The sequence below is a fragment of the Aeromonas sp. SrichE-2G genome (assembly GCF_017939565.1).
Classification (GTDB): Bacteria; Pseudomonadota; Gammaproteobacteria; order Enterobacterales; family Aeromonadaceae; genus Aeromonas; species Aeromonas taiwanensis.
On sequence record NZ_JAGKRG010000049.1, the window covers coordinates 306,878 to 321,475 of the forward strand.

Annotated in this window: 15 protein-coding genes and 3 tRNA genes; 14 read left to right on the forward strand and 4 right to left on the reverse strand. The window is 65.5% G+C overall.

The window, feature by feature from the left end; genetic code table 11:
* Positions 1-230 precede the first annotated feature (230 nt).
* The 3 genes from J9885_RS16280 (at position 231) to J9885_RS16290 (ending at position 2,033) form a co-directional block, all read left to right on the forward strand.
* On the forward strand, positions 231-1,076 hold the full coding sequence (locus J9885_RS16280) for a DUF5718 family protein (RefSeq protein ID WP_210550064.1): 846 nt from the start codon (positions 231-233) through the stop codon (positions 1,074-1,076).
* Between the two features lie 126 nt (positions 1,077-1,202).
* A complete protein-coding gene (locus J9885_RS16285) occupies positions 1,203-1,523 on the forward strand; it encodes a YnfA family protein (RefSeq protein ID WP_210550065.1) in 321 nt (106 codons plus the stop codon).
* 33 nt (positions 1,524-1,556) lie between these two features.
* On the forward strand, positions 1,557-2,033 hold the full coding sequence (locus J9885_RS16290; protein WP_210550066.1) for a GNAT family N-acetyltransferase: 477 nt from the start codon (positions 1,557-1,559) through the stop codon (positions 2,031-2,033).
* A gap of 111 nt (positions 2,034-2,144) precedes the next feature.
* Here the strand turns inward: J9885_RS16290 and J9885_RS16295 are convergent, their stop codons facing one another.
* Both J9885_RS16295 and J9885_RS16300 read right to left on the reverse strand, forming a co-directional pair.
* Positions 2,145-3,542, reverse strand: coding sequence for a DEAD/DEAH box helicase (locus J9885_RS16295; RefSeq protein ID WP_134696264.1), 1,398 nt, complete (start codon positions 3,540-3,542; stop codon positions 2,145-2,147).
* Between the two features lie 267 nt (positions 3,543-3,809).
* Entirely contained in the window at positions 3,810-4,286 is a 477-nt protein-coding gene (locus J9885_RS16300; RefSeq protein ID WP_210550067.1) for a glutathione peroxidase, read from the reverse strand.
* A 203-nt stretch (positions 4,287-4,489) separates the two neighbouring features.
* On the opposite strand from J9885_RS16300, the gene J9885_RS16305 reads away from it, so the two are divergent.
* The 4 genes from J9885_RS16305 (at position 4,490) to J9885_RS16320 (ending at position 8,202) form a co-directional block, all read left to right on the forward strand.
* A complete protein-coding gene (locus tag J9885_RS16305) occupies positions 4,490-5,098 on the forward strand; it encodes a 2OG-Fe(II) oxygenase (protein WP_210550068.1) in 609 nt (202 codons plus the stop codon).
* A 252-nt stretch (positions 5,099-5,350) separates the two neighbouring features.
* Positions 5,351-6,340, forward strand: a complete 990-nt coding sequence (locus J9885_RS16310) for a D-alanine--D-alanine ligase (RefSeq protein ID WP_210550069.1) — start codon at positions 5,351-5,353, stop codon at positions 6,338-6,340.
* A gap of 194 nt (positions 6,341-6,534) precedes the next feature.
* Positions 6,535-7,284, forward strand: a complete 750-nt coding sequence (locus tag J9885_RS16315; protein WP_210550070.1) for a tRNA-uridine aminocarboxypropyltransferase — start codon at positions 6,535-6,537, stop codon at positions 7,282-7,284.
* Between the two features lie 138 nt (positions 7,285-7,422).
* Entirely contained in the window at positions 7,423-8,202 is a 780-nt protein-coding gene (locus J9885_RS16320; RefSeq protein ID WP_043760237.1) for a TSUP family transporter, read from the forward strand.
* A 54-nt stretch (positions 8,203-8,256) separates the two neighbouring features.
* Here the strand turns inward: J9885_RS16320 and J9885_RS16325 are convergent, their stop codons facing one another.
* Both J9885_RS16325 and J9885_RS16330 read right to left on the reverse strand, forming a co-directional pair.
* A complete protein-coding gene (locus tag J9885_RS16325) occupies positions 8,257-9,120 on the reverse strand; it encodes a LysR family transcriptional regulator (RefSeq protein ID WP_210550071.1) in 864 nt (287 codons plus the stop codon).
* 52 nt (positions 9,121-9,172) lie between these two features.
* Complete coding sequence (locus J9885_RS16330; RefSeq protein WP_134696258.1) at positions 9,173-10,090, reverse strand: EamA family transporter; 918 nt, start codon at positions 10,088-10,090, stop codon at positions 9,173-9,175.
* Positions 10,091-10,301: 211 nt separating this feature from the next.
* Here J9885_RS16330 and J9885_RS16335 point away from each other — a divergent pair, with 211 nt between their 5' ends.
* The 7 genes from J9885_RS16335 to J9885_RS16360 all read left to right on the forward strand — a co-directional run bounded on the left by J9885_RS16335 (position 10,302) and on the right by J9885_RS16360 (position 14,595).
* Entirely contained in the window at positions 10,302-11,189 is an 888-nt protein-coding gene (locus J9885_RS16335; protein WP_210550072.1) for an AraC family transcriptional regulator, read from the forward strand.
* A gap of 62 nt (positions 11,190-11,251) precedes the next feature.
* Entirely contained in the window at positions 11,252-11,374 is a 123-nt protein-coding gene (locus tag J9885_RS20125; protein ID WP_268749066.1) for a hypothetical protein, read from the forward strand.
* A gap of 76 nt (positions 11,375-11,450) precedes the next feature.
* Positions 11,451-13,085 (forward strand): ATP-dependent endonuclease, encoded by a 1,635-nt coding sequence (locus J9885_RS16340; RefSeq protein ID WP_043760243.1) that lies wholly within the window; start codon positions 11,451-11,453, stop codon positions 13,083-13,085.
* Positions 13,086-13,188: 103 nt separating this feature from the next.
* On the forward strand, positions 13,189-13,908 hold the full coding sequence (locus tag J9885_RS16345) for a hypothetical protein (RefSeq protein ID WP_043760245.1): 720 nt from the start codon (positions 13,189-13,191) through the stop codon (positions 13,906-13,908).
* A 265-nt stretch (positions 13,909-14,173) separates the two neighbouring features.
* Positions 14,174-14,250: transfer RNA gene (locus J9885_RS16350), tRNA-Met, on the forward strand.
* A 96-nt stretch (positions 14,251-14,346) separates the two neighbouring features.
* Positions 14,347-14,423: transfer RNA gene (locus J9885_RS16355), tRNA-Met, on the forward strand.
* Between the two features lie 95 nt (positions 14,424-14,518).
* Positions 14,519-14,595: transfer RNA gene (locus J9885_RS16360), tRNA-Met, on the forward strand.
* Positions 14,596-14,598 lie beyond the last annotated feature (3 nt).

The following is a 14,598-nucleotide window of genomic DNA, read 5'->3' on the forward strand; positions in this document are numbered from 1 at the left end:
ACTAGCAAAAGCGCCGGCCCCGCCCAAGCACCGGGATCACAGCTTGGGGTCGACAGGGTGTTTTATGACCATCTGGCGAGGGAAAATCCGTCCTGGCGCACAGCTTGCCGCCGGCTGTCTGGGCGCGGGCCGGGGGGCTGTGCTCTAATGAGCTCCCTCTTTGGCGGTATTTTCCGCCCCTGAACAATGACAACGAGGCAGCGGCCCGGGCCGCGCCAGTGGAGCCACAGATGCAGATCACCACATTGACCCCCTTTATCGGATTGGGGGTGGCGGGCAACTTCGCCGGTCACCTGGAGCAGGCGGGGGAGGCGGCGGACTTCGTCGCCGTCCAGGTTGCCGACAAGGTGGCCCCCAAGGCGCTGTTCCCCTTCTACGTGCCGTCCCATCCTGGCCAGCTCGGGGTCTTTCCCCTGAGCGGCGAGGCCATCTTCCTGCCCGAGGCGGCGGTCAGCGGGGACGAGAAGGTGCAGATCGAGCCGGAAGTGGCGCTCTGGTGCGAGCTGGAGTACGCGGGGGAGCAGGTGGTAGCCATCCGCCCCCTGGCGTTCGGCGCCTACAACGACTGCTCCATCCGCCGCCCCAACGCGAAAAAGATCAGCGAGAAAAAGAACTGGGGCGCAGAGAGCAAGGGACTGGCGGAGCAGCTGCTGCCGCTCTCCCACTTCGGGACGGGCTGCGAGCTCGATGACTACCGCATCGCCTGCTATCTGGAGCGCGACGGCGAGCTGCACCCCTACGGGGTCGACAGCGCGGCGGTGGATTACAGCTACTTCCACGACCAGTTGCTGGGCTGGGCCATCGACAAGTTCAACCATCAGCAGGACGAGGGACCGGCCGAGCACATCCAGGGGCTGCTGGCCCAGGCGGGGCGCCCGGCCCATGCCCTCATCAGCATAGGCGCCACCCGCTACACCCCCTTCGGCGAGACCCACTTCCTCGCGCCCGGTGACACCGCCTGCGTGGTGGTCTATCCGGGCAGTCGCTACGGCGAGGCGGATATTCGCGAGGCCATCCGCACCCGTCGCTTCGGCGCCGGCGTCTCGGCCCTGCTCCAGGCGGTCAAGACCCGCTGAGGCGTGTCTGTCGTGAATCCGGGGGCTAGTCCCCGGTGTCGCTGAGCCCGCAAGGCGAGCGCCTCTCTTATCTGGTCCGGCGATTTGGCTTACCATTGCCGTTTTTACCGGGAAACGGGGTAGTCGATGCTCGAGTTGAAAACCATGGGGTTGTTTCTGGTGACGGCGCTGGCCGAGATCCTGGGGTGCTATCTGCCCTATCTCTGGCTCACCCAGGGACGCAGCGCCTGGCTGCTGTTACCGGCGGGTGTCAGCCTGGCCCTGTTCGCCTGGTTGCTCTCCCTGCACCCGACCGCCGCCGGTCGCGTCTATGCCGCCTATGGCGGCGTCTATATCTTCGTGGCCTGGCTGGTGGATGGCATCAGACCCACGTTGTGGGACTGGGTGGGATCGGGTGTTGCCCTGACGGGCATGGCCATCATCATGTTCGCTCCCCGCGAGGCGTGAGTTGGCGTAGCCCCAGTATCAAGGAGAAGGACGATGACGGTGATCAGGGCCTGTACCCCGCAGGATGTGGCCGGTCTGCTGGCCCTCTATCGTGAATTGCGCCCCCGGGATCCACCGCTGGCACCGGAATCTGCCCGTGCAGCCCTGGCGGCGGTGCTGGCGCAACCACACCTGCGGATCCTGGTGGCGGAGGTGGATGGCCAGCTGGCCGCCACCTGCCAGCTTGGCGTGATTGCGACCCTGACCAATGGTGGCAGGCCGTTCGGCATCATCGAGCACGTGGTCACGGCAGCGCGCTTTCGGCGCCAGGGCCTGAGCCAGAGGGTGCTTGAGCGGGCGCTTGCCCTGGCCTGGGAGCTGGATTGCTACAAGGTGATGCTGCTGTCGGGGGAGGGGCGCGAAGGGGCTCACCGTCTGTATGAAAAGCTGGGCTTCAAGGCCGGTATCGAGAGAGGGTTTGTCATCAAACAGGCCGATGCCATGGCCGCCGGGCCGGTTCCGGGCGAGTAGCCCATTGAGTGAACACCGGATGAGAGGATCAGAGACGCCGACAAGGGATGCCCAGATCCAGTAAAAAACCGCCCTCGGGCGGTTTTTTCATGATGGCGTCGGCGCGCTGACTTACTCCTCGTTGGAGTTGTCCTGGTAGTCGCCTCGCTCGGCCCTGGGCAGGCGGCGCATGGGGGCGAAACCGATGTCCTCGCCCACCACTTCCCGCTTGCGGGACTTGTTTTGAGGAGACTGGGCCGGCTTCTTGGCGCCATCCCCCTTGCCTTTGCCGGCGGCGGGCTTGCCCTTGCCACCCTTGGCATTGGCGGCGCCACGGGCGCGGGGCGGGTTTTGCACCGGCTTGCTGCCGGGCAGGGTCTGGCGGCTCGGTTTGCCGCTCGGCTCGTACCCTTCCATGATCTCGACGGAGAGGGATTGACCGATCAGCGCCTCGATGGCCTTGAGTTGACCCAGCTCGTCCTGGCTCACCAGGGAGATGGCCTCACCACCGCGCCCGGCGCGGCCGGTACGGCCGATGCGGTGGATGTAATCCTCCGCCATCTGGGGCAGCTCGAAGTTGATCACGTGGGGCAGCTGATCGATGTCCAGACCCCGGGCGGCTATGTCGGTGGCGACCAGCACCCGCACCTTGCCCTCGCGAAAATCCGCCAGCGCCCGGTTGCGGGCCCCCTGGCTCTTGTCGCCATGGATGGCGACGGTGTCCAGACCGTCTTTTTGCATCTGCTGGGCGAGCCTGTCGGCGATCTGCTTGGTGCGCACGAACACCAGCACCCGCTGCCAGTTGCCACGGCCGATCATGTGGGAGAGCATCTCCCGGCGGCGTTCCCGATCGACCTGGATGATGCGCTGGGTCACCTGCTCGGCGGCGGTGTTGCTGGGATCCACCTCGATGAGGGTGGGATCCTTGAGCAGATCGTCCGCCAGCGCCTTGATGTCATTGGAGAAGGTGGCGGAGAAGAGCAGGGTCTGACGCTCGTCCGGCAGCGCCTTCATGATGCGGCGGATGTCGGTGATGAAGCCCATGTCGAGCATGCGATCCGCTTCATCCAGCACCAGCAGCTCCAGGGCGCTCAGGGTCAGCGCCCCCTGGGTCAGCAGATCCAGCAGACGGCCCGGGGTGGCGACCAGGATGTCGACCCCGAGCTTGATGGCGTCCAGGTTCGGCTTGATGCTGACGCCGCCATAGGCGATCAGGGTGCGAAACGGCAGGTGGTGGGCGTACTTGATGATGCTCTCGCCCACCTGGGCAGCCAGCTCCCGGGTCGGGGTCAGCACCAGGGCGCGCACCTGGCGGCGGCCGCCACGGCCGTGGTTGGCCAGCAGACGATGGAGCATGGGCAGGGTGAAACCGGCCGTCTTGCCTGTGCCTGTCTGGGCGCCGCCCAGCACGTCCTGCCCGGCCAGGATGGCGGGAATGGCTTGCTGCTGGATGGGGGTGGGCTCTTCATAACCCAGCTCCTTGACGGCCCGCAGGATGTGCGGGGACAGACCCAGTTCATTGAATGACATCTTCGAGGGACACTCCGAGCCTTGGGCTCAACGGGTGACGACGGCCTTGGCCCGTCACGGCATGAAAATTAAGGTGGGTCGCAGGGGGAAGGGCTGGGCCCGTCCGGCGGGGCGACCACACAAGAGACAGTGGGCGCGTAATATAGCAGAAGCGAGGCGCACGCGCAGTAGCGGCGTCGCAGATGGGCGCGGCAGGGTGTGTGTCGTCATGGAAAAGGTGGAGGCTGGAGGGGCGATGCGCGCCCCCTGCCAGCTCCTTGCAAGGGGTCAGAGCAGCGCTTTTATGGCCTGCGCCAGATCCTCCGGCTTGGTCTGGGGGGCGAAGCGGCCCACCACCCGGCCTTCCCGGTCAATCAGGAACTTGGTGAAGTTCCACTTGATGGCCTCGCTGCCGAGCAGGCCGGGCTTTTGCTGCTTGAGCCAGCGATAGAAGGGGTGGGCCCGGGCGCCGTTGACCTCGCATTTCGCCATCAGGGGGAAGCTGACCGGGTAGTCGATGGCGCAGAAGCGGGCGATCTCCTCGGCATTCCCCGGCTCCTGGTGGCCAAACTGATCGCAGGGAAAGCCCAGGATCTCGAAGCCTTGCGGACCGAACTGGCGATAGAGGGCCTCAAGCCCGGTGTATTGGGGGGTGAATCCGCAGCGGCTGGCCACGTTGACCACCAGCACGACCCGCCCCTGCAGAGCGCCGGTGGAGCAAGCCGTGCCGTCGAGGCGCTGCAGGGGGATAAGGGGCAAGGGCATGGCACTCTCCTGAGATGAAAGACAAGGCGCCCCGCAGGGCTTCCTGCACGTTAGCGGGCCCGGCGCCGGGGAGCAAGGGGAAGAAGGAGCGGCAGGCCCCGGGTCGTATTGATGGCGGGACTTCTCAGGAGAAGCAATCCGGTTTGTGCCGGTGAGCCGAAGTCGCTAAAAAGCGCACTCTCTTCCCTCGCTGCGAGCCTATCTTGGACTATCAAGCCGTCATGGATGCCATTTACACCCGGGGATGGGTGATAGTGGACGATTTTTTAACCGCCGACGAGGTGGATGCCCTCAAGGCCTGTCTGCCGGACGAGTGGCGACCGGCGGGGATCGGCCGCGATACCCTGCACCAGGACAACCGCGACATTCGCCGTGATCAGATCCACTGGCTGGACGCCTCCCTCGGCGCGCCGGTGGCGGATTACCTGGCGCGTATGGAGTCCCTGCGTCTGGCGGCAAACCGCAGCCTGATGCTGGGGCTGTTCGACTACGAGGCGCACTTCGCCCGCTACCGGCGCGGCGACTTCTATGCCACCCACCGCGACGCCTTCGCCGGGCGTTCCAACCGCCGCCTTACCTCGGTGTTCTACCTGAACAACGACTGGCAGCCAGAAGCGGGGGGAATATTGCGGGTCTATGGCGACGACGAGCAGTTCCTGATGGACGTCTCTCCCAAGGGGGGGAGGCTGGTATTGTTCCTGTCGGAGGAGTTTCCCCACGAGGTACTGCCCGCAAGCGAGGAGCGTTACAGCATCGCTGGCTGGTTTCGGGTCAACGGCAATGGCGCCGGGCGGGTCGATCCGCCTCGCTGAGCGCATTTCGTCCAGTATCTGACACAGCGGGACACTTTATACGGGTCAGGAGGGGGGGAGGGCGGTCCCATCGGCTGACAAGGCTTCCCCTCCCTTGCTACACTGCCCGCACTTATGTTCGTTTCCGGCTTCGTCCTGTGATGGGAACATGCTCGCGCCTCCCCTGCCCACGCAGGAGGAGGGTGAACAGGCTCTTCGGTTGGTTTTTTACAGGGTGATGACGAAGCCGCTTCTCCCAAGGGATCACATCTAATGAAGAACATGCATGTCTTGCTGCTGTGCGGCGGCGGTGGCTCCGAGCACGAAGTGTCTCTGCGCAGCGCCAATTTCCTCGAAAAACAGCTGGGGCTCCTGCCCGGTGTGGAAGTGACCCGGGTCGAGATGTTCGCCGATCGCTGGCTCTCTGCCGATGGCCGCGAGTGCAAGCTGGGGCTGGACAAGCTGCTCTCCTTTGACAGCGTGGCCCGTCCGGTGGATTACGTGGTGCCCTGCATCCACGGCTACCCGGGCGAGACCGGGGATCTGCAATCCTTCCTCGAGCTGGCGGGGCTGCCTTACCTTGGCTGCGACGCCGAGGCGAGCAAGATCTGCTTCAACAAGATCAGCACCAAGCTGTGGCTCTCCGCCATCGGCATCCCCAACACCCCCTATCTGTTCCTGACCGAGCAGAGCGAGGAGGCTATCGGCGAGGCGAAGGCAGCCCTGGCCAAGTGGGGCAAGGTCTTCATCAAGGCAGCTTCCCAGGGTTCTTCTGTCGGCTGCTACTCCGCCAGCAACGAGGCGGATCTGGTGCAGGGGATCAAGGATGCCTTCGGCTACTCCGAGCAGGTGCTGATCGAGAAAGCGGTCAAGCCCCGCGAGCTGGAAGTGGCGGTCTACCAGTACGGTGACGAGCTGGTGGCCACCTATCCCGGGGAGATCTGCGTGCCCCAGGACAAGTTCTACACCTATGAAGAGAAGTACAGCAGCGCCAGCCACACCGAGACCGCGCTCAAGGCCGAGGGGCTGACCCAGGCGCAGGCCGATGCCATCCACGAGTATGCCTTGAAGGCGTTCCGCCAGCTCAAGCTGACCCATCTGTCGCGCATCGACTTCTTCCTGACCGAAGAGGGGGAGATCCTGCTCAACGAGATCAACACCTTCCCGGGCATGACCTCCATCTCCATGTTCCCGAAACTGCTGGAGCATCACGGCCACAGCTTTGCCGACTACCTGGAGCGGATCCTGCGCAAGGCGGTCTGACGCCGGTGCCAGATCCGGTTGCAGCACATTGTCAGAAGGGGCCTCAGGGCCCCTTTTTCATGGGGATGCCGCGGCAGGTGCGGGGTGAGGGAAGGGGAGCCGTGTGCCCCTCGGCAAGCCTTGCCGCAGGCGGCGACCGCCGTTACAATCTGCCCCCTTTTATTCCGCCACAGGCGCCGCCAGAGCCGCGTTCCATGAAGCCCATTCCCGATCACGCCGTCAATCGCCTGCGCCTGTGGCGCAAGAGCGTCTCGACCCGCCCCTTCCTCGCCCGTGGCGGCAGCGTGCCGCGCTGCGACGCCTGCCAGCTGCGCCACGACTGGTGTGCCTGTGACTGGCGCCCCGCCCTCAAGGCGAAGGCCGGTTTTTGCCTGATGATGTATGACAGCGAGCCCATGAAGCCCTCCAACACCGGGCGCCTCATCGCCGACGTGCTGCCGGACACCACCTGGGCGTTTCTCTGGTCGCGTACCGAGCCCCATCCCGAGCTGCTGGCGCTGCTGGCGGATCCCGCCTGGCAGCCCTACGTGGTCTTCCCCGCCTGCGAAAAGGAGCCGACCCGGCTCACTTCTGTGGTGACGCCGGCCCCCGGCAAGAAGCCGCTCTTCATCCTGCTGGACGGCACCTGGCCCGAGGCGCGCAAGATGTTCAACAAGAGCCCCTACCTCGACGGCTTCCCGGTGCTCGCCATCAAGCCCGATGCGCTCTCCACCTACGGCATGCGGGTCGCCCACAGCGACGAGCACCTGTGCACCGCCGAGGTAGCGGCCTGCGTGCTGGAGGTGGCGGGGGAGCTGCAGGCCGGTCAGGCGTTGCAGCTCTGGTTCAATCTTTTCAGCAGCCGCTACATGGCGGGCCGGGTCAGCCGGGCCCCCGGCGAGGATGAGACACCGCTGCTGCAGGGGCTGGAGGCCATCAAGGGGCAGGCAGTCTCTTGCACTTGATTAATGAAAATAAGGAATCGATTGGCTGCCACTGTTTCGTTGGCCTCATGAGCCCGCGGTCGCTAGGATAGCGTCCTGCATTGTGCTCATACAGGGCCCCGGCGTGGTTGCGGGCGGCCCATCACACGAGGTCTATGGATGGAACTGGAACTGTTCACCCTGGTCGCCCTGTTCGGGGTGGCCCTCATCGCCGGCTTTATCGACGCCATCGCCGGGGGCGGCGGGCTCCTGACCGTGCCGGCCCTGCTCGCGACCGGCATGCCGCCGGCCCTGGTGCTCGGCACCAACAAGCTGCAGAGCAGCTTCGGCTCCTTCTCCGCCACCTGGTTCTATGCCCGCAAGGGGCTGCTGGAGTGGGCCATCATCTGGCCGGCGGTCATCTGCACCTTCATCGGCGCGGCCATCGGCACCCTGGCGGTACAGACCATAGATGCCGCCATCCTGGAGCGGTTGCTCCCCTTCCTGCTGATGGCGTTCGCCTGCTACTTCTACTTCTCCCCCCGGGTGAGCGATGCGGAGAGCCAGCGCCGCCTTACCCCCATGGCGTTCGCCCTGCTGGTGGGCGGGGGCGTGGGCTTTTATGACGGCTTCTTCGGGCCGGGCACAGGGTCATTTTTTGCCATCGGCTTCGTGGCTCTGGCGGGCTTTGGCATGGCGCGGGCCACCGCCCACACCAAGCTGCTCAACTTCACCTCCAACATCGCCTCCCTGCTGTTCTTCACCCTGGGGGGCAAGGTGGTGTGGAGTGTGGGCCTGTGCATGGCGATGGGGCAGTTCATCGGGGCGCGCATGGGTTCCAAGCTGGTGCTCAAGAAGGGGGTGAAGCTCATCAAGCCGCTGCTGGTGACCGTCTCCCTCCTGATGTCTGCCAAGCTGGTGTGGAGCCAGTATCCCGAGCTCTTTGCCTGGCTGGGCTGAACCTGACACCCGAGATGACGAGGGCCCGATCCGCTGGATCGGGCCCTCTTGTTTTCAGCCCTGAGCCGTCAGCTGCCGGAAATGGGCCTGCAGGGCCTGGACCAGGCGGGCAATGCGATCGCGCTTGAGGCTGTTTGGCCGATAGACCAGGTGGAGCGGGCGCCCCAGCCCCGGCAGGGGGCGGGCCCGTGTCCCTTGCTCACCCACCAGGGCCAGCAGGCCGGCCGGCAGCAGCACGGGGCCAATGCCCGCCTTGGCCAGCTCGATCAGCGCCAGGTAGGAGTCGAGCTCCATGGCCGGCGTCAGGCCGAGGGCCGCCAGCGGCTCGCGCAGGTAGCGGTTGGAGGGGTTCTCCAGATCCATGGTCAGTATCCTGCGCTCCCCCTCCTGATCCCCGATTCTGGCGTCCCCCTGATCATCGCCCACCAGATAGAAGGGCTCCTCCAGCAGTCGTTCGGTGCACAGGCCGTGCCCCGGTGGCAGGCGCCCGGCGCAGATGCCGAGCAGGGCGTCACCGCCACGCACCCGGGCCAGGATCACCGGCGTGTGGTGGGTGGAGAGGGCGATATGGGGATCACGCTCGAGGTAGTCGTGCATGAAGCGGGCGAGGTAGCCCGCCAGCAGGGTCTCGGAGCAGGCGACGGGCAGGGGAGTCTGGTCGGTGAGGATCTGGCTGTCCGTCAGCACCCCCTTCATCTCGGCCAGGCTCGGGGCCACCCGGGTGAGCAGTTCCCTGGCCTGGGGAGTGAGGCGGGTGTGGCGTCCATCCGGCTCGACGAGCTTCTTGCCGAGGCGCTGCTCCAGCTGGGCGATGCGCTTGCTGACTGCCGACTGGCTGATATAGAGGCGGCTCGCGACCTTGGCCATGGTGCCCTCGCTCGCCAGCAGGCAGAGTGTCTCCAGCCCTTCCAGTAACATGCTCTCTCCCGTCCTCGTCTGTTGAAAGCGGTTACCTTAGGGGCTGGTGGCATCAGGGGCAAGTACCGTTTGTAGCCCGTGCCAGCGGCCAGCGCCACGCCTTGACGGGCGGGGCGAAGATCACCAGGTTGCCGATGAGGCTCACCACCACACCGACGATGGAGACCGTCTGCCAGACGAAGCCTTCATAGAAGGTGGAGAGGGTCAGCGCCACCAGGGGGAAGAGCACGGTGGCGTAGGCCGCCTTGCTGGGGCCGATGCGCCCCACCAGGGTGAGGTAGGCGGTGAAGGCGATGACGGAGCCGAAGATGGCCAGATAGACCATGGCCGCCAGGTAGCGAGGATCGGTGGGCAGCGTCAGGGACTGACCGAGTACCGTGACCCAGCCCAGCAGCAGCGCCACGCCGTAGACCATGCCCCAGGGCACCATCTGCAGCACGTGATAGCCCTGGCGCTGGCCCCGGGCCGAGACCAGGTTGCCGAGCGAGAAGCAGAGGGTGCCGGCGCAGGCAAACAGCAGCCCCTTCCAGCCGTTTGCACCGAGTTGCGCATCCACGAGCACGGGCCAGAACAGCAGCAGGGTGCCGAGGAGCCCCAGCAGGGAGCCTTGCAGCCAGCGCAAACCGGGGCGCTTGCCCTCGAACAGCCAGAGGTTGAGGCCGTTGAAGATGCTGGCGCTGGCGAAGATCACCGCCGACATGCCACTCGGGATATAGAGGGTGGCGTGGTAGAAGCAGAGAAAATTGGTGGAGAAGAGCAGGGCACCGAGCAGGGCGGCGTAGCGTTGGCCGGCCCAGGGCAGGCGCGGGAACTTGCCGCTCACCGTGAGCAGGGCAAACAGCGCCAGCGCCGCCAGGGCGAAGCGGTAGAGCACCGAGACCTCGATGGGGATGGGGCCGAGCTGCCAGGCGATGGCAATCCAGGTGCTGCCCCAGATGAGGACGGTGGAGACATAGAGCATCAGATTCATGGTGTGACCAACAAGCAGAAAGAGTGACGTGGGATCAGCATGGGCCGCCGGAGAGGGGCTGGCTTGCACCATCTTGCGGTTTTTTCCATGGAGGCGCAGCCTTTGACCATGAGGCGCGATAAGATGGCGGCAGACGAGACGGGCGCAGGCCCGGGAGGACAGAGGGCAGCATTCCATGCAGCAGACAATGCCACAGCTCACGCAGCCGCTCATGCAGCAAACAAGGGTGGCGGGAGTATTCGACGCCCTGGTCAGCACCGGGGCCCGGCTGGAGGATTCCTGCTGGCTGGAGCCCGGGCTCGGGGTGGCCAGCTGGCGCAACCGCTACGATCAGACCCGCTATCACAAGCCGGGTCACCACACCATCAGCGTCTATCTGCAGGGGGGCGAGCAGACCGAACGCCTCGACGGTCCCGGGGGCCACGGCGGTGCCGGCAAGGTGTGCATCATGCCGGATCACCACAGATCCGAGTGGCTGGTGCGCGAGGAGTTTCGTTTCTTCCACCTCTATTTCACCCCGGCGCACCTCATCGGCATCGCCGAGCAGGTGTGCGACAAGGAGGGGCGTCACCTGCAGCTGGAAGACAAGACCTTCATCGACGATCCCCTGGCGGCAGCCCTGGTGCAGGGGCAACTGATGCAGCTCGACTGGCAGCACGGCGTGGATCGCATGGCGCTCTCCCACGGCGCCTGGATGCTGATGCTGCACGCCTATCGCCACCATACCCGGGAGGCCCCCGGCCTGCCGGAGGTGAGGGGCGGCCTGGCCCCCGCCGTGGTGCGGCGGGTGCAGGAGTATCTGGTGGCGCATCTGGCCGATCCGGTCTCCCTGGGGGATCTCGCCCGGGAGGCGGGCCTGAGCGAATATCACTTCGCCCGGATGTTTGGCCAGAGCCTGGGCTGCCCGCCTCATCGCTACCTGCTGGGGCTGCGGCTCAAGCGGGCCAAGCAGCTGCTGGCGGGGAGCGACCCCCTGGCCAGCATCGCCGTGCAGTGCGGCTTCTCCTCCCAGGCCCACTTCGGCAATCGCTTCCGGGAGGCCTTCGGCCTGAGCCCGGGCCAATGGCGCGCCCAGCTGTCATTCTCCTGTCACAGATAACCCTGAGACTCTGGGCAAAAGAGGTGTACCCTCTGTCTCTTCTCCATTGAAAGGAAAGCCCATTGAATCATCGCAAACGTCAGATCCGTACCCGTCACCTCTGGTTCAGCCACTGGAATGCCCCCCAGGATCGCGCCAGCCTGCCCACGCCCCCCGAACCTCTCGTTCCTCACAGTTCCCGCTGAAAACGCCCCGTCCCGGTAGGATTTTTCCGGCAACTTTGCCACTATTGCGCCATCAGGATGGACTGGATATGGCTGCATGTTTCTGGAACGCATCGAAGTCAAAGGTTTTCGCGGAATAAATCGCCTCTCCCTCGGGCTGGACAACACCACTGTGCTCATCGGCGAAAACGCCTGGGGCAAGTCCAGCCTGCTGCGGGCCCTCTGGTGTTTGCTGGGGGATGCCGAGCCCTATCAATTCGGTCACGATGACTTCCATCAGCCCGAGGATCCCGAGCTGGCCCCCGCGCGCACCCTGCAACTTGTGCTCACCTTCAGTGAATACCGTCCCCAGATGTGCCAGCACTCCCGCCGTCTGGCCCGGCTCGGGGCAGCCTGGATCCCCCACAAGGACAAGTTCCACCGGGTGCACTATCGCGCCAGCGCCGAGCTGCAGGAGGATGGCAGCGTGCTCACCACCCACGATTTTCTCGACGGCATCGGCAAGAGCCTGGCCCTGGACAACAACGACGAGCTGGTGCGCCTGCTCATCACCATGAACCCGGTATTCCGGTTGCGGGACGCCCGTACCGCCCGCGAGGGGGTCGAGCGGCTGCCCTGGGGAGATCTGTGCGAGCAGCGGCTGGGGGAGCTGGCCGGCAAGCTCACCGACGAGCCCCAGCGCATCGGGGAGCCCGAGCTCAAGGAGGCGCTGCAGGCGGTGCAGCAGTTGATGGAGCACTACTTCAGCGCCCTGGCGCCCATCAAGCACAAGCCCCGCAGCCAGCGGGAGATCGTCAATCGCCCCATGACACTGCGCAACCCCGGCAACCTGCAGGTGCTGCTGCGCAACGCAGACAACCGGGCGCTGCAACTGGCCATGGCGGGCATGGCAGCCATGCTGCTCCACGCCCGGGGCAACCGGGAGCTGGAGGAGGGGGCCAGACCCATATTGATGCTGGAAGACCCCGAGAGCCGCCTGCACCCCACCATGCTGGCCCTGGCCTGGGGGCTGCTCGAACAGCTGCCCGGCCAGAAGCTGCTCACCACCAACTCGGGGGACCTGCTCTCCTCCCTGCCGCTCAATCAGGTGCGCCGTCTGGTGCGCCGCCAGCAGGATATCCTCTGCCACCAGCTGGGGGGGGAGCGCTACAGCAGCGACGATCTGCGCAAAATTGCCTTCCACGTGCGGATCAACAGGCCCATGTCGATGTTCGCCCGCTGCTGGCTGCTGGTGGAGGGGGAGACGGAGATCTGGCTGCTCTCGGAGCTCGCCCAGATCTGCGGCTACAGCCTGCGGGCCGAAGGGGTGCGCATCATCGAGTTCGCCCAGTGCGGCCAGGCCCCCCTCATCAAGGTGGCCCGGGACTTCGGCATAGAGTGGCACCTGCTCACCGACGGTGACGAGGCGGGAGCCAAGTATGCAAGCTCCGCCCGCTCCCTGCTCAAGGGGGAGCGCGAGCGGGACCGGCTGACCCAGCTGCCGGCGGCGGACATAGAGCACTACCTCTACCAGAACGGGTTCGAGGGGGTGTTCCGGCGCGAGGCCGGGGTGGGCGGGCGCTCCACCCTGAACGCCGGGCGCATCATCGCCAAGGCCATCCACCATCGCAGCAAGCCCGGCATGGCCCTGGCGGTGGTGGAGGAGGCGGAGCGCCTCGGTGGTGAGCACATCCCGCCGGTGCTGCGTCAGATGTTCGCCCGGGTGGTCGCCCTGGCCCGCGGGCAAAGCTGAGCCCACGGCGTTGGGAACCGGGGGGAGTTTGGATATACTCCCTGCCTCTTAACACGTGACGGGCGCCACCTGCGCCCGGATCCAGACAGTTCCCGGAGACCCTATGTTCGTCCAACTTCCTTTTTGGCTCTTCCCCCTGACCGGGCTGATGGCCCTGGGTGCCCTGATCGCCCTCGGGATCGTCCTGTGGCGCGGCGACCTCTGCCCGGGTCAGCGCTCGCGGATCACCACCCAGATCTTCTCCGTCTGGGTCATCACCGGGCTTTCCCTGATGCTGGCGGTGGAGGCCAGGGTGACGGGGTGGGTGATCTGGAGCGGGGGCGCGGCCCTGGTGCTGGGCATCGCGCTGTCGATGGCCCAGTCCCGCCTCGAGGGCAAGCGCGCCATTTCCGCCCGCCTGCTGTGGCTGCCCGCCCTGCCGCTCGCCCTCTATGGGGTCGGTCTGCTGCAGATCCAGGGCTGGCTCGGCGGCCTGCTGCAGATGGTGTTGCTGGGGGCGGCCTTTGCCCACCTGATGCTGCTGCGCGCCCGCCATCGTTTGCAGGCCTTCAACCTGCTGCTGCCCCTGGCTGGCCTGGTGGCCGCCATCCTGAGTCTTATCTGGCTGGCGGTGCTGGTGGCCTGGCAGGGGAGCAACGCCGGGCTGGATGCGCTGATCCCGGGGGTGCTGACCCAGGCCGGTCTGCTGGTGGCCGCCCTGCTGCTCTGGTTCAGCCCCCTCTACCGTCAGCAGGAGACTGCCCCCGTGGTGCTCTCCGTGACCCTGTGCGGCCTCATCATCGCCCAGATTGCGGCGACCAGCGTGCTGCACCAGCTGGCCTGAGCCCACGGATAGCAGAACCCGCGCAGAGCCCGCACCTCATGATGCGGGCTTTTTTATGGTCGGCGGCTGGAGTGAGGGCGGATTGGGGGCCCGTCTTTAGCAGGGGAAGGGGGCTGCAGGAGAGGGGGGAAGTGGCTAGTTGCCTGATAAAACTGCGATTTGTTGCAAAAGAAAACAGCATGTGACGGTTTAATCTTCGAATAAACTTTTTTTAGGATATTTACTTGCAATCTCAGCGTTGGCGCCTATTATGGGCGACCTCAGACGCGGGGTGGAGCAGCTCGGTAGCTCGTCGGGCTCATAACCCGAAGGTCGTCGGTTCAAATCCGGCCCCCGCAACCAACTATTTGTGTCCATGGCAAGCGCTAGCGCCTGCGATGGAGACGAAGACAGCAAAAGGCAACTGCTCTGCTTTTTGTGGTGGCAATACAATTCGGACGCGGGGTGGAGCAGCTCGGTAGCTCGTCGGGCTCATAACCCGAAGGTCGTCGGTTCAAATCCGGCCCCCGCAACCAACTTATTTGTGTCCATGGCAGGCAATGCAGTGCGGTGGGGACGAAGACAACAAGGGACAACTGCTCTGTCTCTTGTGGTGGCAGTACAATTCGGACGCGGGGTGGAGCAGCTCGGTAGCTCGTCGGGCTCATAACCCGAAGGTCGTCGGTTCAAATCCGGCCCCCGCAACCAACT